Raw genomic sequence first — 18,825 nt, 5'->3', positions numbered from 1 at the left:
CTTGAAAATCACAGAAAAGGAAGTATTGCAGGCGTTGAGTAAAGTTCAAGATCCAGATCTTAAAAAGGATTTGGTGACATTGGGCATGATCGAAAATATTAAAATCACAGCAGAGGAGTTGAGTCTTTCTGTAGTACTTACTACACCAGCTTGTCCGCTCAAAGAAGTGATCAAAAAGGATTGTTTGGCCGCTTTAGAGCCAATTGCCAACGGTCTGAATATCAATATTGACATGACGTCGAACGTGACTAGTGTGAGAAGCAAGTCATTGATTATGCCCAATGTGAAAAACATTATTGCTGTAGCTTCTGGAAAAGGAGGGGTAGGCAAGTCAACTGTTACGGCCAACCTTGCTGTGGCTTTGGCTAAAACAGGTGCAAGTGTAGGTATCATAGATGCCGATATCTTCGGCCCATCTATTCCCACTATGTTCGACTGTGAGCATGAGCAGCCCAATATGGTAGAAGAGAATGGAAAAAACATGTTGATTCCTATTGAGAAGTATGGCGTCAAATTATTGTCGATTGGATTCTTGACACCCAAAGACAATGCCATCATCTGGCGTGGACCAATGGCTAGTTCTGCTTTGAAGCAATTCATCTCGGATGTAAAATGGGGAGAATTAGATTATTTATTAATAGATCTACCACCGGGAACTAGCGATATTCACCTGACGTTGGTACAGTCAGTGCCGGTGACAGGTGCGGTGATCGTGACTACCCCACAGAAAGTTGCTATTGCGGATGCACAGAAAGGCTTGTCGATGTTCAGGCAGCCACAGATCAATGTGCCATTGCTTGGTGTGATCGAAAATATGGCTTACTTCACTCCAGAAGAATTACCTGAGAATAAGTATTATCTCTTTGGTCAGGACGGAGGGAAGAAAATGGCTGAAAAGTATGATATTCCGTTTTTAGGAGAAATTCCTTTGGTTCAATCTATTCGCGAAAGTGGAGACAGTGGATACCCAGCCGTGATGAAGGATGGGGTGACAGAGGAGGCCTTTAGCGAATTGGCACAAAATGTAGCCAGAAGAGTAGCAATCAGAAATGCGTCGAAAGAGAAGACAAAGATTGTTCAAATGAACTAAATTTACCGTAACAAGTCATTGATAAAGATGGATGCAAATTTAAAACAGGAGCTTTTAGCCAAGATTGATCAAGCAATCAACAACATTAGACCTTATCTGAAGGCCGATGGCGGAGACGTGAAGGTGCTTGATATAGACGATGACTATGTGGTACTCGTAGAGTTGCTAGGTGCATGCGAATCGTGCCCTATGTCTCCCATGACGATGAAAGCAGGTATAGAGGAAGCTGTAAAGAGAGTAGCTCCCGAAGTGAAATCCATTAAAGCAGTAAATATTGCTCCAGTTAGCTAAACTTATATTTGCTCAACTCAATCAATTAATTAAGTCAACTAGCGTTTTCTCAAGAAGTTTGATAAAAAATGCTATTGATTTGAAAATCCTTTTATTTCTTTTTTTGCTGGGTTTTGGCCAATGGACTCATGCGCAAGATCGGTGTGGAACTACCCAGTTTAATGAAACAGCGTCGTTATTAGAAGAAGATGAGTCCAAAGCTCAATTTGAAGATTGGCTCAAAACCAGAATCAATCTAAAACAAGCCCGCAGCAGGCAGTTTGATTTGCTTAGTACAGTCGTGTATGAGATACCCGTTGTAGTACACGTTGTGCACAATGGCGAGTCCTTAGGGACGAATGGAAATATCCCTGATGCCCAGATACTTAATCAAATAGAAACCCTCAATGAAGATTTTCGCAGACTCAATGACGATGCCTCTGATACTCCAACGGATTTCTTGCCTGTCGCGGCCGATGTAAACATCGAGTTTGTACTTGCCAAAAGAGATTCAGAAGGCCTGCCAACTACAGGTATCGTGCGGGTAAAAGGAAATCAGTCTAATTATACACTGTCGGAAGCGGAAGCGTTGGCTGCCAATAGCTACTGGCCTGCCGAAGAATACTTTAATATCTGGGTGGCAGACCTGAGAGGAGACCTGTTGGGTTTTGCTAAATTTCCAATTTCGAATGAGCCTGGCATGGATGTCGAACCCAACCTCAATCGATTGATTGATGGTGTGTACGTGGACTACGCCTATTTTGGTACTGCACACAATGCAGATAGTTTTTCGAAAGGGAGAACCATGACACACGAAACAGGCCATTGGCTGGGTCTCAGGCATGTATGGGGTGATGGAGGCTGTGGAGTAGATGATTATTGTGCAGACACACCTGCTCAATCTTCGAGTACTTCGGGTTGTCCAGATGTGGGAGATGCTTTCTCATGTAGTTCCAATGATATGTTTCAAAATTATATGGACTATACTGATGATGTTTGTATGAACCTTTTCACAAAAGAACAAAGCGATCGTATGCGAGTGGTATTGGAAAGCAGCCCGCGGCGAAAAGAACTTTTAAGTAGTTTGGGAGGAATAGCCCCCGTTCTTGTAGATAACGACCTAGGAGTACGAGCGATCATTTCGCCTACATTTGGCAACTGTAATGCCACTATAGTCCCTTCTGTGGAAGTCAGAAATTATGGTACTAATGACATCACTAGTTTCAACCTAGAAGTATTGGTTGATGAGGCGGTAATAGAGACTAAGTTAGTTACTGATGTGCTGACTCAAGGTCAGTCTACGGTGGTTAGCTTTTCTAGCTATACACTGACTTCTGACGTATTGGAGGTGTCGTACAAAGTAGCTCAGGTAAATGCCATGACGGATGCCAATGTTGAAAATGATTGCAAATGGGTCAAGGTGTTTTTGCCTGTTTCTACAACTATTCCTTTTTTGGAAGAATTTACGAATGAAGAGTTGGCTGCAGTTCCGAATTGGAAGTTGTCAAACAATAAGACAGAGACACCAGCTTGGACGTATGAAGAGGCTCCTAAGCTAATCGCTACGAATGTAGCTGCTACTTTAAATTATTTCGGTTCAACGGATGATCATTTTGGGGAACAAGATTACCTGATTAGTCCTGTATTCGACTTGTCCAATGTGACTGCTGCTGATTTTAAATTTAAATATGCTTACGCTAGTTTGTCAGGCAACCAGACAGATGCGCTTACAGTCGTGGTATCTACTGATTGTGGAGCTACTTTCCCAAAAGACAATATTATTTTCCAAGAGATAGGAGCCGATCTGGCCACCGTCTCCCAAAGTGCTACCACTTATGTGCCTTCAGGGCCTGGAGACTGGGTAACGGTAGAGGAAAGTATGAGCCAATTTTTGGGAGAGGAAGTAGTTATTGCATTCATTGGTAACAATGGCGGCGGCAACCAGATTTATGTGGATGATATTGAGTTGTATTCTGTTGCAGTAAACGATTATGATATTGCGATTGTAGAGACTGTTGGCCCTCCAGTAGTGAGTTGTTCGGGAGATGTGACTATAAATGTTGAGATTAAAAATTTTGGAGAATATGAGGTTAATATATTTGAAATAGCCTATCAAATAGGAGATCAGGGGGAGCAGATGACAATCGATGATGTATTGATTCCGTCGGGACTTTCTGGGGTGGTATCCTTGGATATTTCTGATGTGGATCAGGGAAGCCATGAGTTGACTGTATCAGTGAGCCGTCCCAATGGTGTACTAGACCAAGACCCTTCTAATAATTTCACGGTGGCCTATTTTGATGTGGATGATTTCTCTGAAGAGATTCCTCTTAGAGAGCGATTTACTAAGTTATTGGAATCGTCTGACTGGCATTTTGTGCGATCCGATGCCCCTGCCGATTGGGTAATGTCTGAGTTTAGAGTCGACAATGTGAGTAATTATGCGCCCACAGTAAGAGGCTATGAATTGACGAATCTAGGTGTTGAAAACTGGATGGTAAGTCCAGTGCTGGATTTTTCTAATACCGATGCGGCTTCGATGACTTTTGATGTGTCTTATGCTAACAAGACTGGTAGAAACGAGCAGTTGGAAGTATGGGGCTCGGTGGATTGTGGGGAAACATATACCATAGAGCTATACAATAAAAAAGGTGGGAATTTGGCTGTGAAGCCTAGTGATACAGAATGGGTACCTAAGGATAGTTTGGATTGGCGTAATGAGTTTTTGGCTCTAGAAGAGCTGGTGGGCTTTTCTGAAGTTAGGTTGGCTTTTGTCGTGACCAACGAAAATGGGAATAACCTGTATTTGGACAATATAGAACTGTATGTGTCTGATGAAGAAGAGCAGTTAGAGATTACAGAAACCATGAGAGCCTTTCCCAATCCAGCATCAGATTACATAAATGTGAAGTTCAACTTCAATATTAAAGAAGAGGTGCTGATTAGACTTGTAAGTCTCGATGGAGAGATCATTACAGAAGAAAGTTTCCCTAATACGATCAACCAAACTTACCGACTGAATCGTCTGCCTGTGACTAATAATGGGATGTATTTGTTGCAAGTACTGGGGCGATATACCAATTTATCTAGTAAGGTTTACATTAGGAAGTAGTCTTATACGGAGCTCTTAATTTGCTTTTCTTTTTCAAACCTAGCAATGGCCAATTGTATTAACTGATCAATCAAATCTTTGTAGGCTATGCCAGAGGCTTCCCAAAGCTTAGGATACATGCTAATCTGAGTGAATCCAGGGATGGTGTTGATTTCATTGACAAGTAGTCGGCCATCTTTGGTGAGGAACACATCTACGCGAGCAAACCCCTCACATTCTAAAGTCTGGAAGGTATCGATTGCCATTTTTTGGATGTCAGTGATTTGCTGCTCAGAAATTTTGGCAGGAATGTCTATTTTATACCCTTGGTCGTCGAGGTACTTGGCTTCGTACGAGTAAAAACTGTGTGTGAATGAAATTTCGCCAGGTATAGATGCTTTGGGGTTTTCGTTGCCCAGTACGGCGCACTCTATTTCTCGACCCTCGATAAACTCTTCGATAATAATCTTGTGATCGAATGAAAATGCTTCGTCTAGTGCTGTTTGATATTGGTCTTCGGTATCTACTCGGTTGATGCCGACAGAAGAGCCTAGGTTTGCGGGTTTTACGAAACATGGTAGTCCCAGTGTATCGGTAACTGATTCAAAACTAGGCCTTTCTTGGTGAGATCTAATAGTCAGATATTTGCCTATAGGCAAGCCTGCATCTCGGAGCAATCTTTTCATGATGTCCTTGTCCATACCCACGGCAGATCCTAAAACGCCAGCGCCTACAAAAGGCACATTTGCTAGTTTTAATAAACCTTGAGTACAACCATCCTCGCCAAGTGGGCCATGTAAAATAGGAAAGACTACGTCTATTTTTTGTGTACTTCCAGACAGCTGTCCACCACTTTGAGGGACTAGGGCTACAGTTTCGCTGTTAGGGTTTAGACTGATTTTTTCGATGTCGTCCGCATGGAGAATAATCGACGATTGCTCGTTGTATAGCCATTGACCATTTTTATCGATACCAATAAGTACAGGCTCATATTTGTTTTTATCTAATGCTTCGATGACATTCTTAGCAGATTTGAGCGAAATTTCGTGTTCGGCCGATTTTCCGCCAAACAAGATGCCTACTTTGATTTTATTCTCCATATTGGTCGCAAATGTATATAAGAAGATATTTAATGTATCTATCAGATTGTGAGAAGTTATGCTGTCATTTGGCTATAGCCAAAAACTATACTTTCAGATGTTTCAAATTGGATTATATAAGCCCTTTTTATTTAATTTTTTCAAGGATTCCTTGTAATTTGCCGCGTCACCTACAGAAAGAAAGAAATGAGTAAAAGTGAAGCTTCGAAGAAGGATTTATTGATTCATATTGGATTAGCCGGTGTGGCTTCCGTCGTTATATTATTGTTTGTTTTTTACATGTATTTGCCTATTACTACCAACCATGGTGAGAGTATGACAGTTCCTAACTTGGAAGGGATTTTGCTCGAAGATTTGGAAGAGTTTTTGGAAGAACGAGACCTGAGGTACGAAGTAGAATCAGATTCTGGTTATTCTCCGAAATTCCCACCGTTGGCTGTGCTCAAGCAATTTCCATTGCCGCAAGCCAAAGTAAAAGAAGGGCGAAAAATCTACATTACACTTAATGCAACTAAGCCACCAGTAGTGAAAATGCCTTCTTTGATTCAGCGTTCGCTGAAAAACGCTCAGCTCGAATTGAGGAGCTTAGGGTTGCTATTGGGAGACATAAAATATAAACCTGATTTTGCCTTGAATACCATTCTGGCGCAATACTATGAAGGCAAGAAGCTGAATGGTGGTGAGGAAATTCCAAAAGGTTCTAAGATTGATTTTGAAGTAGGAGATGGTTTGGGCAATCAGTCTTTTCAAATGCTTAATCTAACAAATATGGGCTTGGATGAAGCGGTATTTGTGATGCGTGGTTATGGGTTGAAACTAGGCGATGTATTCTATGAAGATCAAGGAAAAATAATAAAAGAAAAAGAGGTTTCGGGTGGAGAAGTGGTCACAGAAACCATAGAAGCCAGACCTGGGAAAGTGTTTAAACACTCTCCAAATGACAAGAATATAGCAAAGATTGGTCAGGAGATAGATCTGTGGATCGTGAAAGTGGATTCTGCTGCAATAGAAGAAGTGCCAACGTTGGATCTGGGTACTGAATGATCCAAATTCTTCAAACATTAACTTCATTCTTCATTTAGAATATATGTATTACAAAAGCTGTCGTATTGGTTTGTTGGTCTGGTTTGTCTTTATAGCACTAACTAGTCAGGCGCAGCTCGAGGTTAGGCCAATCCCTATACAAGTTCCTTTGTCGGGTCAACATGGAGTGAGAGTAGCAGATGTGGGAGATACGCTTTCTTTGCCTTTCTGGGATGATTTTTCGTTTGCCAGTCTAATACCTAGCGAAGAGCTGTGGGCGTCTAATACAGGAGCAATCATCAATGGTACGCTTGGCAAAATATCACCTACAGTGAATGTGGTTTCTTTTGATGGTATTGATTTGACAGGTAATCCACACCAGCCACCTACTGCTGTAGGTAGTGCTGCTACAGATGTGCTCACGTCTAAACCGATAAATTTATTGTTGCCAGTAGAAAAACAGGACTCCGTATATTTTTCATTTTTTTGGCAAATGCGAGGTTATGGTGAAGTACCAGAGCATAAAGATTCATTGAAAGTCTTTTTCAAAAACAAACACGGGGAGTGGATTATGCAATTTGAAAAGCAAGGTTTGGAAGAGAATTTACACGAGACTTTCACTAAGGAGATGATTCAGATTGAATCGGATGATTTTTTTCATGAAGGGTTTCAGTTTCGTTTTCAAGCTGCAGGTAACGGAACAGGACCATTCGATATTTGGAATATAGATTACGTTTATCTTAACCAAGATAGACATGAAACGGATGAGTCTCTGTGGGATCGTGCTTTTGGAAGCATGCCTTCGTCCATGTTTAGCCAATATACCATGATTCCTTATGATGTTATTTTTGATTTTCCTGATACTATCTATCAGGACATGACGCTAGAAATGACAACACTAGAGGATGGTAGGTTTTTTCCGACGTACGATTTCTATATACGAGACACGTTGACCAAGAGCTTGCTGTATACACAGCCTACGGCTACGGCCAATCCAATCAATAATTTTGGACGTAATACTGTGCAAGTTGATGCCATCAAGTCTGCGGATTTGCAATCTATTGCTACGGATTCTTTGTTTCTGGAGTTAGAATTTATATTTAATACAGATGACGGTTTTTTTGTGTCCGCTCACAACCCTACTGCCACCCCCAGTTCTGCCGATACGGTGTATCTCAATGATCCGTTTTATAACTATCGATTAAATGATACGATAAGGAGCTACCATGAAGTGCATGAAACCTTGGCCTATGACGATGGTAGTGCAGAGTATGCCGCAGGGCTCAATAAAGTAGAAGGTCAGTTGGCGGTTTCCTTTGTATTGCCTAGCTCGGATACACTAACGCATGTTGATATTTACTTTCCCCAGATTAACCCTTTGCCAGCTGGCGAACGTATTACACTGTCTGTGTTGAGCCAGTTGACGGATGATGATGTAGATGTAAGGAGATCGCAAGATTTTTTTATATCGGGCGGTGCTGGAGTCAATGAGTTCTCAAGGTTTACCTTCGAAACGCCTGTCATTGTAAATGGCGAATTTTTTATTGTCATGAAGCAATATACGAGTGACTATATTGGAATAGGCTTGGACAAAGATAACTTGTTGGGCAAACAGAAAATATTTATGAATATTGAGAATGGTTGGGAGCCTAATTATAAGGTGGATGGCATGGTTATGATTAGAGCGGGATTTGCTAATTCTGATTTTGTAGTTTCAGATGTAGAATATAAAATAGGCCAGCTCAATATATTTCCCAATCCCGTTCAGTATACCCTGAATGTACAAGGTATATTCGATTACTATGAAATCATGGATTTGTCAGGGCAGACATTGAAGTCGGGGAGGACTCAGCAGGTAGAGGTTTCAGATTTGGTCAATGGTTTGTATTTGATCAGAATCACTTCTGGTCCCTTGTCAGAGACCAGAAAGATCGTGGTACAACACTAATCACGATAACCGATTTTTGTAATCGTCGTATTCAAAAGTTTTCACAAGTTCAAATGTTCTGTCTTTTCTTAGGATACCAATCGCAGGATGTTGTACGCCGTTGAAAGTGCTGGTTTTCACCATAGTGTAATGAATCATGTCTAGAAATTCGATTTCATCTCCGATTTGCAGAGGCTCCTCAAACGAATAAGCTTCAAGAAAATCTCCAGCAAGGCAGCTTACTCCACCTAGCCGATACTGATATTTGGCTTGTGTGACCTCTTTGTATCCTTTGGCAAGATTAGGCCTATAGGGCATTTCTAAGCAGTCGGGCATATGACAAGTAAATGAGCCATCTATGATCGCTGTTTTCATCCCGCCATTGTCTACAATGTCTAAAACCGTTGTTTTCAATGTGCCTGTTTCCCACGCAAAAGCACTTCCTGGTTCCAGGATTAAGTGTAAATTATGCTTTGCTTTGAAGGTTTTTAATAACTGAATCAGTCGATCAGTGTCGTAGCCTTTTCTAGTCATGAGGTGTCCGCCACCCATGTTGAGCCATTTGATTTGTGGTAGCAAATGTCCAAACCGTTGCTCTACGGCTTCAAGTGTTTTTTCTAGCGCTTCAGCATCCGACTCGCAGAGTACATGAAAATGTAACCCTTCTACATATTCAGGCAGGCCACTATTCAGAGCTTCTGATTTTACACCGAGCCGAGATGTGGGAGAAGATGGGTTGTAGAGGTCCGTTGCTACATCTGAGTATTCTGGATTGATACGTAACCCTACAGATACATCTTGCTCATGTGCCTTTCGACCAAATTGTTCTAATTGGCTCAATGAATTGAAGGTGATATGACTCGATCCAGCTAGTATTTGATCTATTTCACTTGCTTTGTACGCTACAGCATAGGTATGCGATTGGGTTTGCATGTGTTCATTACACAGCATCATCTCATGTACAGAACTTGAGGTGGCTCCGCTAATATATTTGCGTACGATAGGGAAGGCACTCCACATGGCAAAACCCTTGAAAGCCAATATGATTTCAACCTGAGCCTGGTCTGCGACATGCTTGATTAGGCTCAGGTTGTTTTCCAATTTTTGTTCGTCTAGAACGAAGCAGGGAGAAGGTATCATTTTTTGCATTTATAGAACCTCCAAATCTATATTGTGTTGCTCATGCCAAGGAAGTCCTTCTGTATTTAGTTTGTCCATGAATGGGTCTGGGTTGAATTCCTCCACATTGAACACCCCTGCGCCAGTCCATTCACCAGTCAATACCATCATGGCACCTATCATAGCTGGCACGCCAGTGGTATAAGAGACACCTTGAGCGCCTGTTTCATTAAAGGCGTCTTGGTGCTTACAGTTGTTGTACACATAGTAGGTTTTCTCCTCACCATCTTTCAGCCCTTTTATTCTACAGCCAATAGACGTTTCACCTTCGTAATTGTCGCCTAGACTGCCAGGGTCAGGCAACGTCTCTTTCAAAAATTGCAGCGGAACAATGTCTATGCCTTTGTATTTGATCGGCACAATAGAAGCCATGCCAATGTTCTGAATGACTCTTAAATGTGTCAGGTATTCTTGGCCAAATGTCATCCAAAACCTTGCTCTTTTGATGCTAGGGAAGTTTTTTGTGATCGACTCAAGTTCTTCGTGATAGAGGACATAAGAATCTCTTACACCAATGTTGGGATAGTTTAACTCTTGTTTGATCTCAAACGGTTCTGTTTCTACCCAATTACCATTTTCCCAGTATTTTCCCTTTTGAGTGATTTCCCTGATGTTAATTTCTGGATTGAAATTGGTGGCAAAGGCTTTGCCATGATCACCTCCATTACAGTCCACAATATCGAGGTATTGGATTTCGTCAAAATGATGCTTGGCTGCATAGGCTGTATATATACCAGTTACTCCAGGATCAAACCCACAGCCTAAAACGGCGGTCAGTCCAGCTGCCTTGAATTTATCTTGATACGCCCATTGCCAACTGTATTCAAACTTGGCCTCATCTTTTGGCTCATAGTTGGCCGTGTCAAGGTAATGAACGCCAGTTTCTAGACATGCATCCATGATCGTGAGATCTTGATAAGGCAGCGCCACATTGATGATAAGTTTCGGTTGTATTTTTTTGATAAGCGCGACTAATTCGGGTACATTGTCCGCATCTACTTGTTCGGTGTGGACGTTTACGCCGAGGTTGGCTTGTATATCCTTGGCTATTTGGTCGCATTTAGATTGGGTACGACTAGCCATCCATATATCAGAAAATACTTCTGAGTTTTGCGCACATTTATAGGCTACTACTCGACCTACACCACCTGCGCCAATGATTAAAATTCTTGACATCTCTATAGGGTTTTAAAAATTCAAATTTATACAACGTTGTTGTGTATTTGTCATGATTGGAATTTATTAATTCAAATCTATGTTGATACTTCTGAATAGATAAATTTTCTTTAAATTGTACTGTTCAATCATTAAACAATCGGATTGAGACTTCAATTGTAAATTAAAAGGAACAAATGATACGACCCAATTCAATACGACCCAAAAACTATTTATTATTTGCAGTAATGATCTTTTTGGGGAGCTGTCTTTCTCAAAAGGATTTCATCACAGACTCAGATTATAGTTATGGTGGGAAGTTTAAGAAATATCGGACCTACAATTTCATGACTAGTCCAGAGAATGACACGCTTTTTCATAGAGAGATCTTGGAGAAAACAATTGCGTCTCGTATGGGAGCTCAGGGGTATTTTAAGGAAACCAAAAAGCCAGACCTCTTGGTGATGTATAAAATATTTTATGATGATTTTTCATTGAGAGGATATAATCAACCTCACTTTGAGAGCTGGGTAGGTGCCGAGATACCAGGGGCAACAAATGAAGATAGTGAGTCTGGCGATGATTTTTTTGATGATGAAGAGGTGAAAGGGGAAGAATACAGAGTCAGTAATTATGAAATGAATGATGGGACATTGCTGGTGGTTTTCTTTGATAGGAAGAAAAAACAAACCGTATGGCAAGGTTACGCATCAGGTGTATTTGCAAAGGATAATAAAGATGCAAGAAGAAACATTAAAGTAGCCACTTCAAAAATATTTAATGAATTTAGATTGATTGCTGATGGTTATGTGATCAAAGGCGGTTGATTTAATCAACTTCATGAAAGGAAAAAAGACTCGATGAAGATCGGGTCTTTTTTTTGCTTACTTTGCTAGTGTAGTTAGTTATATAAATAAGAAAAATAAGAGATGTCAAAACCACTTATATTAGTATCGAATGATGACGGAATCACGTCAAAGGGAATCAGGAAATTAGTAGAGCTCATGGCGCAAATTGGTGAGGTAGTGGTAGTTGCGCCAGATAGCCCGCAGTCAGGTATGGGGCATGCCATCACGGTAGGAGATACACTCAGGTTGTCAGAAGCAGATATATTTGGAGACATTCAGGCTTTCAAATGCTCAGGTACACCTGCAGACTGTATCAAGCTAGCTAAGCATGAAGTGCTAAAAGGTAGGAAAGTTGACTTGGTGGTGAGCGGAATCAACCATGGCTCGAATACGAGTATTAGTGTGCTGTACTCAGGTACGATGTCGGCAGCGATAGAAGGGGCTATTGAAGGTACGCCTGCTATTGGTTTTTCGCTGTGCGACTTTAGTTGGCATGCAGATTTTTCGCATGTAGATGAATATGTACTTAAAATAGCCAACGAAGCACTGAAAAATGGTTTGCCTAAAGGGATTGCCCTAAATGTGAATATTCCACCTAAGCAAAACGAAAAAATCAAAGGCATCAAAGTAGCAAGACAAGCGAATGCTCGCTGGGAAGAGGAGTTTGATAAACGGAAAGACCCGCACGGGAGAGATTATTATTGGATGATTGGCAATTTTGTGAATCACGACAAAGGAGAGGACAACGACGAATGGGCGATTGCCAACAACTATATATCTATAGTGCCTTGTCAATTCGACCTTACTGGGCATCATGCTTTCAGTCACCTGAACGAGAAGTGGGATTTGTAGTTATCTTAAAAGGAGGGGGCTTAATTATCCGTGGAGTATTGAATTCAAGTCGTTTGCTGGCTTGGTTTGTGCGGGGTGCTATAAATTGATCGGTTCTTTTTGTTTAATGTTTTCTATTTTTAACTAATTTATCTACTTTTGCACTTCAAATTTTTTAAACTAAATATTTCATAATGAAAAATTACGAGACGGTATTCATTTTAACTCCCGTTTTGTCTGATGATCAGATGAAGGATGCTGTCGGAAAGTTTAAGAAGGTTTTGGTTGACAATGGTGCGAAAATCATCAATGAAGAAAACTGGGGCCTGAAGAAATTAGCTTATCCGATTCAGCACAAAAAAACAGGGTTTTATCAATTGTTCGAGTTTGAAGCAGAGGAAACTATCGTGGACGCGCTTGAGACAGAGTACAGACGAGACGAGAAGATCTTGAGATTCTTAACAACTGCATTGGACAAGCATGCATTGGCTTACAATGTGAAGAGAAAGAGCGGTGCATTTAACAAAAAGAAAGAGGAGGCAAAATCATGACATTAGTAAACGAGCCAATAAATAGAGCTGATCAGAAGAAAAAATACTGTAGGTTCAAGAAGAATGGTATCAAGTACATTGATTACAAAGACGCCAACTTCCTTTTGAAATTCGTAAACGAGCAAGGTAAAATTTTGCCAAGAAGATTGACTGGTACAAGTCAGAAATTTCAAGGTAAAGTTTCTCAAGCGATCAAAAGAGCGAGACACATTGCTTTGTTGCCTTACGTTACTGATTCACTTAAATAAGACAAGGACATGGAAATTATATTGAAAGAAGATATCAAAGGCCTTGGATATAAGAACGATACAGTAGACGTAAAACCAGGGTACGGAAGAAACTATTTGATCCCTCAAGGATTTGCCATCATTGCAAGCGTTTCTAACAGGAAAATGATTGCTGAGAACATCAGACAAGCTGCTCACAAAGCTGAGAAGTTGAGACAAGATGCTCAAGATTTGGCTAACTCTATCGGAGAAGTAGTACTTGAAATCAAAACTAAAGCTGGCGAAAGCGGTAAAATTTTCGGTGCTATCACGGCATTGCAAGTTTCAGACGCATTAGCTGTCAAAGGATTTGAAGTAGATAGAAAAAGAATAAGCTTTGAAGGACAGGTGAAAAATGTAGGTGAATACAAAGTGTCTTTGGACTTGCACAAAGAAGTTCAACATGATGTAACGATCAACGTAGTAGCTGAATAAGTCACTTCAATTTTAGAATATACGAAAGCGATTCCCTTGTGGAGTCGCTTTTTTTTTGCTTTATCTTTGACTTATGGTCATTCACAATACCAATAATTTTCGTACTGAATATCACGCTAGGCCAGCGGGGCTGCAGGTCGATCATGCTTCTAAGTTACTGACAATAGGCTCTTGTTTTTCCGATAATATCGGACAGAAATTGCTGTCTGATAAGTTTGAAGTCCTAGTCAATCCTTTTGGCACCGTTTATAATCCGGTTTCTATTTTTAATCTATTAGCAGCGGAGTCGATTGATCCCGATAAGTTTGTGAATGTAGATGGTCAATTTTATCATTTGGATTTTCATTCTCAATATACGGCACAAGATCAGCAGACTTTGGAAGTGATATTGACGAGCAGACTTGAGGCAGTGAAAAGCTATTTGGCGCAAGCCAATTTTGTGTTTATTACTTTGGGGACAGCTTTTGTCTATGAAACGATTGCGTCCAGAGCGATTGTGGCGAATTGCCATAAAGTGCCTCAAAAACACTTTGTCAAACGTTTGTTGTCGTTGGAGGAAATGAGCGTTGCATTTGATTGTCTGAAGCGAAAAATAGAAGAGGTCAACCCTGAGTTACAATTCATATTTACAGTTAGCCCAGTTCGTCATATCAAAGACGGTATAATCGACAATCAATTAAGCAAGTCGCTGCTTCGGGTGCTTTGCGACGAATGTCAAAATCAAGGAGCAGGTTATTTTCCTGCATACGAAATGATGATGGATGATCTAAGGGATTACCGGTTTTATAAAACCGACATGATTCATCCTAGTGAAATGGCGGAAGATTATATTTGGGGAAAATTTGGACAAACCTATTTTTCTGATCAAACTAGAAAAGTACTCAAAGAGTGGGGGAAGGTTCAAGCAGCTTTGTCTCATCGTCCGTTTCATCCAGGATCCGAAAATCATCAGAAATTTCTTCGAGATCAACTGAGTAAACTATCCATATTCTCTGAATATTTTGATGTAGAATCAGAACGAAATATACTACAGCAGCAATTGCAAAGCTAGATTCTTTGCAATCCATTTAATTTTAGCCGTAGTATTTTGAATGATCAATAAAAATGGAGGTGTTCGTTAAAAATCAGAACAAAAGGTTATTGGTTATTCGAAGCTTTGTTTTTCTTTGTACCGTTCAGATGAAAAACACAGAGCTACATATCGTATTCATCACCGCTACTCCTGCACCTAGGAGGAACAACAGGCCCGTAGGGGTCTGCTAATATCAGGTTGCCTATGCGGTAACCTCAATTCCAATATTGATTCAAAATAATTTTAGTTAACCATTTAAAGTTCATGGGTTATGAACGTGGATGTGCAATACGCAACCATAGAGCATATTAAGTTTGCTCAAGAGATTTGTGATTTGATAGAGTCTGCTGCCAAGGCGCGCGGAACAGGAATCGCAAAAAGAGAGCCTGAGTATATTCGGTCTAAGATCGAAGCACAGCAGGCCGTTATAGCTACTTGCGCCGGCGAGTTGGCAGGTTTTTGTTATATAGAAACCTGGCAAAACAAGGAGTATGTAGCCAATTCTGGTTTGGTGGTGAGCCCCAAATTCAGAAATATTGGATTGGCTAAACGGATCAAGCAAAAGATCTTGGAACTTTCACAGGAGAAGTTTCCAGGCACTCGATTGTTCGGTATTACTACCAGTTTAGCAGTGCTCAAGATCAATTATGAATTGGGTTACCGTCCAGTTACATTTTCTGAATTGACTACGGATGATGCCTTCTGGAAGGGGTGTAGAAGCTGTCCTAATCACGACATCTTGGAGCGAAACAATCGCGCCAATTGCTTGTGTACAGGTATGCTCTACGACGATAGCTCGAAGAAAAAAGAAGCCGAAAAGCAGAAAGGTGCGATCGCTAAGAGATTTCAGCGACTGACTAATTTTAAAAATAAACGAAAATTGAATAAGAAGAAATGAGTGATAAGAAAGTAGTATTGGCATTTAGTGGCGGATTGGACACTACCTATTGTGCATTCTATCTACAGGACAAAGGTCTTGACGTACATACCGTAATTGTAAACACAGGAGGTTTTTCAGAGGCCGAATTGGACGAAACAGAAAAGAGAGCCTTTTCGTATGGTGTGTCATCTCACAAATGCCTAGAAGAAACTTCTAATTTTTACGAGCAATGCTTGAAGTATTTGATCTATGGTAATGTATTGAAAAACAATACCTACCCACTTTCAGTAAGTGCTGAACGTGCTTTTCAAGCTTTGGCTATAGCCAAATATGCCAAGTCTATTGGTGCGAAATACATTGCGCATGGAAGTACAGGGGCTGGCAATGATCAGGTTCGTTTCGATTTGATTTTCCAAATTATATGTCCAGACATTGAGATTATTACGCCTATCCGAGACAATAAGCTGTCTCGCCAACAAGAAATCGATTACCTAGCCACCAAAGGGGTAAATATCTCTTGGGAGAAAGCGAAGTATTCTATCAATAAAGGACTATGGGGTACGTCTGTTGGTGGCGACGAGACATTGACGTCTCACTTGTCTTTGCCTGAAAGTGCATTTCCAAGTCAGGTAGAGAAAGAAGGTAGCGAAGAAGTAGAACTGCAATTCGAAAACGGTGAATTTGTGGGACTCAATGGAGAAAAACTTGACTCAGTAGCAGCTATTTTCAAACTCAATGATATTGCTTCTAAGTACGGAATAGGTAGAGATGTGCATGTGGGTGATACCATCATCGGGATCAAAGGCCGTGTGGGCTTCGAAGCTGCTGCACCTGTGATCATTCTCAAGTCTCACCATACCCTAGAGAAGCATGTGCTTACCAAATGGCAACAGCACTGGAAGGAGCAACTAGCCAATTGGTACGGTATGCTCTTGCACGAAGGGCAGTTCCTAGACCCTGTGATGCGCGACATAGAAGTGTTTTTAGAAAGCACACAAAAGAACGTGACTGGTACTGTGAAAGTGAAGCTAGCGCCTTACAGATTCGAAGTGATTGGTATCACGTCTGACAAAGATTTGATGAGTTCTACCTTCGGTCAATATGGAGAAATGAACAACGGCTGGTCTGGCGAAGACGTGAAAGGCTTTACCAAAATATTGGCTAATCAGTCTAAAATCTATAATTCTATCAATTCATGATCAAAGTAGGAGTTGTAGGTGGAGCGGGATATACCGCAGGAGAATTGTTGAGAATATTGGCTAACCACCCAGAGGTGGAAGTCGCATGCGTACAAAGTTCGAGTAATGCAGGTAAACCTTTCTATGCCGTCCATCAAGATTTGATTGGTGATTTGGAGGGAGTATTTGCTTCAGTGTTGGATCTTGATGTGGACGTGATCTTCATCTGTTCGGGGCATGGCAAGACCCAAGAGTTTTTGGATCAGTACGACGTGCCTGCTGATGTCAAAATTATTGATTTGAGTAATGATTTCAGACTCGAAGTTGAAGGTAATGAATTTGTTTATGGCCTGCCAGAACTTAATTTGGAAGCAATTAAAAAAGCGAAATATCTAGCGAACCCAGGTTGTTTTGCTACAGCTATACAATTGGGTGTTTTACCATTAGCAGCTCAAGGGGTGATCTCAGAAGATGTGCATGTAAATGCCGTAACAGGATCTACTGGCGCTGGTCAGAATCCAAGTCGCACGACCCATTTTAGCTGGAGAAATAATAATGTATCTATATATAAGGCATTTAGCCATCAGCACTTGGGTGAAATCAATCAGTCAGTTAAGCAATTGCAAAATGACTTCGCTCACGATATCAAGTTTCTACCTGTGCGTGGCAATTTCCCGAAAGGGATATTCGCTAGCTTGTATACTACGGTGAAAGCCAGCGAGGAAGAGGTGGTGAGTTGGTACAAAGACTTTTATAAAGACGCAGCATTTGTGCATGTATTGGACGAAGCGCCAGACATGAAGCAAGTAGTCAATACCAATAAATGTTTGATCCATGTAGAAAAGCACGGCGATACAGTATTGGTTACTTCTGTGATCGACAATTTGATCAAAGGAGCATCAGGTCAAGCAGTTCAAAACATGAATTTGATGTTTGGACTGGATCAAAAAGAAGGCTTGAGATTAAAGAGCACAGGCTTTTAGTCCATTAAAGAGGTTGCTTTAATTAACCTCTTTAATCTACACCTTTGTTGGTCTTGTGACCAACAAACCGCAAAGGCTCGTGAAAAAAGTAATAATATGGTCTTGATTCTTGAATCCTGACTCTAAAATCTAATAAAATGAAAATAGCACTTATAGGCGTTGGTAATTTAGGATACTCCATCGCACAAGGTATTGCCAATCAGACTCAATTTCAGGTGGATCAGCTCACGTTGACCAAAAGAAATGTAACGGGTTTGGCTGAGAAATTCGATAGCAATAAAGTGAAGGTAACTTCCAGCAATATTGAAGCTGTGCAACAGTCAGATATTATCATCCTATGCATTCAGCCGGGACAGATAAACAGTGTGCTCAATGAGATCAAAGGTGTGTTGCTCGAAGGGCGTCATGTTTTGATCTCTACGGTGACAGGTCGTGCCATTCAGGATATCGAAGAGGTAATCAAAAAAGACATTGCAGTGATCAGAAGTATGCCGAATACGGCTATTTCAGTAGGGCAATCTATGACCTGTCTGAGTGCCAATGAGCAAGGCAAGGATCAGCTTGAAATAGCGGAGCAGATATTCAATGCTGTGGGTCAGACTTTGGTGATCGAAGAGAAAATGATGCAAGCAGCGACCGTGATATGTGCGAGTGGTATTGCTTTTTGGATGCGATTGATCCGTGCCACTACACAAGGAGCCATTCAATTAGGTTTTGATGCACCAGAGGCAAAAAACATGGCTACTCAGGCTTGTATGGGAGCAGCTAGCTTATTACTCAATTCTGACAGTCATCCTGAAGCCGAGATAGACAAAGTGACAACGCCTCGGGGCTGTACCATTTCAGGTCTCAACGAAATGGAGCATGAAGGTATGAGCTCTGCATTGATCAAAGGATTGATGAAGTCTTACGATAAAATCACAGATATCATATCAGAAAAATAATC

At 41.0% G+C, this 18,825-nt stretch carries 18 protein-coding genes; 15 read left to right on the top strand and 3 right to left on the bottom strand.

Annotated features, from left to right (window positions below; translation table 11 throughout):
- The first annotated feature begins 1 nt into the window (after position 1).
- The 3 genes from N7E81_RS15490 (at position 2) to N7E81_RS15480 (ending at position 4,472) form a co-directional block, all read left to right on the top strand.
- Positions 2-1,090 (top strand): Mrp/NBP35 family ATP-binding protein, encoded by a 1,089-nt coding sequence (locus N7E81_RS15490; RefSeq protein WP_263050506.1) that lies wholly within the window; start codon positions 2-4, stop codon positions 1,088-1,090.
- Positions 1,091-1,117: 27 nt separating this feature from the next.
- A complete protein-coding gene (locus N7E81_RS15485; protein ID WP_263050505.1) occupies positions 1,118-1,381 on the top strand; it encodes a NifU family protein in 264 nt (87 codons plus the stop codon).
- Positions 1,382-1,460: 79 nt separating this feature from the next.
- A complete protein-coding gene (locus tag N7E81_RS15480) occupies positions 1,461-4,472 on the top strand; it encodes a T9SS-dependent choice-of-anchor J family protein (protein ID WP_263050504.1) in 3,012 nt (1,003 codons plus the stop codon).
- Between the two features lie 2 nt (positions 4,473-4,474).
- Here the strand turns inward: N7E81_RS15480 and ddlA are convergent, their stop codons facing one another.
- A complete protein-coding gene (gene ddlA, locus N7E81_RS15475) occupies positions 4,475-5,551 on the bottom strand; it encodes a D-alanine--D-alanine ligase (RefSeq protein ID WP_263050503.1) in 1,077 nt (358 codons plus the stop codon).
- Positions 5,552-5,737: 186 nt separating this feature from the next.
- On the opposite strand from ddlA, the gene N7E81_RS15470 reads away from it, so the two are divergent.
- Both N7E81_RS15470 and N7E81_RS15465 read left to right on the top strand, forming a co-directional pair.
- Positions 5,738-6,595, top strand: coding sequence for a PASTA domain-containing protein (locus tag N7E81_RS15470; RefSeq protein ID WP_263050502.1), 858 nt, complete (start codon positions 5,738-5,740; stop codon positions 6,593-6,595).
- Between the two features lie 43 nt (positions 6,596-6,638).
- Positions 6,639-8,522, top strand: coding sequence for a T9SS type A sorting domain-containing protein (locus N7E81_RS15465; RefSeq protein WP_263050501.1), 1,884 nt, complete (start codon positions 6,639-6,641; stop codon positions 8,520-8,522).
- Here the strand turns inward: N7E81_RS15465 and nspC are convergent, their stop codons facing one another.
- On the bottom strand, positions 8,523-9,641 hold the full coding sequence (gene nspC / locus N7E81_RS15460) for a carboxynorspermidine decarboxylase (RefSeq protein ID WP_263050500.1): 1,119 nt from the start codon (positions 9,639-9,641) through the stop codon (positions 8,523-8,525). It lies immediately after the preceding gene.
- Positions 9,642-9,650: 9 nt separating this feature from the next.
- Complete coding sequence (locus tag N7E81_RS15455; RefSeq protein ID WP_263050499.1) at positions 9,651-10,856, bottom strand: saccharopine dehydrogenase family protein; 1,206 nt, start codon at positions 10,854-10,856, stop codon at positions 9,651-9,653.
- 176 nt (positions 10,857-11,032) lie between these two features.
- Here N7E81_RS15455 and N7E81_RS15450 point away from each other — a divergent pair, with 176 nt between their 5' ends.
- The 10 genes from N7E81_RS15450 to proC all read left to right on the top strand — a co-directional run bounded on the left by N7E81_RS15450 (position 11,033) and on the right by proC (position 18,823).
- Complete coding sequence (locus N7E81_RS15450) at positions 11,033-11,662, top strand: DUF4136 domain-containing protein (protein ID WP_263050498.1); 630 nt, start codon at positions 11,033-11,035, stop codon at positions 11,660-11,662.
- A gap of 102 nt (positions 11,663-11,764) precedes the next feature.
- Entirely contained in the window at positions 11,765-12,535 is a 771-nt protein-coding gene (gene surE / locus N7E81_RS15445) for a 5'/3'-nucleotidase SurE (RefSeq protein ID WP_263050497.1), read from the top strand.
- A gap of 173 nt (positions 12,536-12,708) precedes the next feature.
- On the top strand, positions 12,709-13,065 hold the full coding sequence (rpsF, locus tag N7E81_RS15440; protein WP_084370701.1) for a 30S ribosomal protein S6: 357 nt from the start codon (positions 12,709-12,711) through the stop codon (positions 13,063-13,065).
- A complete protein-coding gene (gene rpsR / locus N7E81_RS15435) occupies positions 13,062-13,313 on the top strand; it encodes a 30S ribosomal protein S18 (RefSeq protein WP_263050496.1) in 252 nt (83 codons plus the stop codon). The genes rpsF and rpsR overlap by 4 nt, the downstream gene beginning before the upstream one ends.
- Before the next feature lie 9 nt (positions 13,314-13,322).
- Positions 13,323-13,766 carry a 50S ribosomal protein L9 gene (rplI, locus tag N7E81_RS15430; RefSeq protein ID WP_263050495.1) on the top strand — a complete coding sequence of 148 codons (444 nt, stop codon included), beginning with the start codon at positions 13,323-13,325 and terminating at the stop codon, positions 13,764-13,766.
- A 73-nt stretch (positions 13,767-13,839) separates the two neighbouring features.
- A complete protein-coding gene (locus N7E81_RS15425) occupies positions 13,840-14,817 on the top strand; it encodes a GSCFA domain-containing protein (protein WP_263050494.1) in 978 nt (325 codons plus the stop codon).
- A 292-nt stretch (positions 14,818-15,109) separates the two neighbouring features.
- Positions 15,110-15,736 (top strand): GNAT family N-acetyltransferase, encoded by a 627-nt coding sequence (locus tag N7E81_RS15420; RefSeq protein ID WP_263050493.1) that lies wholly within the window; start codon positions 15,110-15,112, stop codon positions 15,734-15,736.
- On the top strand, positions 15,733-16,917 hold the full coding sequence (argG, locus tag N7E81_RS15415; protein WP_263050492.1) for an argininosuccinate synthase: 1,185 nt from the start codon (positions 15,733-15,735) through the stop codon (positions 16,915-16,917). The genes N7E81_RS15420 and argG overlap by 4 nt, the downstream gene beginning before the upstream one ends.
- Positions 16,914-17,879 (top strand): N-acetyl-gamma-glutamyl-phosphate reductase, encoded by a 966-nt coding sequence (argC, locus tag N7E81_RS15410; protein ID WP_263050491.1) that lies wholly within the window; start codon positions 16,914-16,916, stop codon positions 17,877-17,879. The genes argG and argC overlap by 4 nt, the downstream gene beginning before the upstream one ends.
- A 137-nt stretch (positions 17,880-18,016) precedes the next feature.
- Positions 18,017-18,823 (top strand): pyrroline-5-carboxylate reductase, encoded by an 807-nt coding sequence (proC, locus tag N7E81_RS15405; RefSeq protein ID WP_263050490.1) that lies wholly within the window; start codon positions 18,017-18,019, stop codon positions 18,821-18,823.
- Positions 18,824-18,825 lie beyond the last annotated feature (2 nt).

Source organism: Reichenbachiella carrageenanivorans (genome assembly GCF_025639805.1).
Taxonomy (GTDB): Bacteria; Bacteroidota; Bacteroidia; order Cytophagales; family Cyclobacteriaceae; genus Reichenbachiella; species Reichenbachiella carrageenanivorans.
The sequence above is the reverse complement of the archived record's forward strand: the minus strand, read 5'-3'. Positions and strand labels throughout refer to the sequence as shown.

What these genes read in the sequence shown, in the direction of transcription:
- N7E81_RS15470 (WP_263050502.1), top strand. Translation starts at nt 5,738, where the DNA reads ATGAGTAAAAGTGAAGCTTCGAAGAAGGATTTATTGATTCATATTGGA.
- ddlA (WP_263050503.1), bottom strand. Translation starts at nt 5,551, where the DNA reads ATGGAGAATAAAATCAAAGTAGGCATCTTGTTTGGCGGAAAATCGGCC.
- nspC (WP_263050500.1), bottom strand. Translation starts at nt 9,641, where the DNA reads ATGATACCTTCTCCCTGCTTCGTTCTAGACGAACAAAAATTGGAAAAC.
- argG (WP_263050492.1), top strand. Translation starts at nt 15,733, where the DNA reads ATGAGTGATAAGAAAGTAGTATTGGCATTTAGTGGCGGATTGGACACT.
- N7E81_RS15455 (WP_263050499.1), bottom strand. Translation starts at nt 10,856, where the DNA reads ATGTCAAGAATTTTAATCATTGGCGCAGGTGGTGTAGGTCGAGTAGTA.
- proC (WP_263050490.1), top strand. Translation starts at nt 18,017, where the DNA reads ATGAAAATAGCACTTATAGGCGTTGGTAATTTAGGATACTCCATCGCA.
- rpsR (WP_263050496.1), top strand. Translation starts at nt 13,062, where the DNA reads ATGACATTAGTAAACGAGCCAATAAATAGAGCTGATCAGAAGAAAAAA.
- N7E81_RS15485 (WP_263050505.1), top strand. Translation starts at nt 1,118, where the DNA reads ATGGATGCAAATTTAAAACAGGAGCTTTTAGCCAAGATTGATCAAGCA.
- N7E81_RS15450 (WP_263050498.1), top strand. Translation starts at nt 11,033, where the DNA reads ATGATACGACCCAATTCAATACGACCCAAAAACTATTTATTATTTGCA.
- surE (WP_263050497.1), top strand. Translation starts at nt 11,765, where the DNA reads ATGTCAAAACCACTTATATTAGTATCGAATGATGACGGAATCACGTCA.
- rpsF (WP_084370701.1), top strand. Translation starts at nt 12,709, where the DNA reads ATGAAAAATTACGAGACGGTATTCATTTTAACTCCCGTTTTGTCTGAT.
- N7E81_RS15465 (WP_263050501.1), top strand. Translation starts at nt 6,639, where the DNA reads ATGTATTACAAAAGCTGTCGTATTGGTTTGTTGGTCTGGTTTGTCTTT.
- N7E81_RS15425 (WP_263050494.1), top strand. Translation starts at nt 13,840, where the DNA reads ATGGTCATTCACAATACCAATAATTTTCGTACTGAATATCACGCTAGG.
- rplI (WP_263050495.1), top strand. Translation starts at nt 13,323, where the DNA reads ATGGAAATTATATTGAAAGAAGATATCAAAGGCCTTGGATATAAGAAC.
- argC (WP_263050491.1), top strand. Translation starts at nt 16,914, where the DNA reads ATGATCAAAGTAGGAGTTGTAGGTGGAGCGGGATATACCGCAGGAGAA.
- N7E81_RS15420 (WP_263050493.1), top strand. Translation starts at nt 15,110, where the DNA reads ATGAACGTGGATGTGCAATACGCAACCATAGAGCATATTAAGTTTGCT.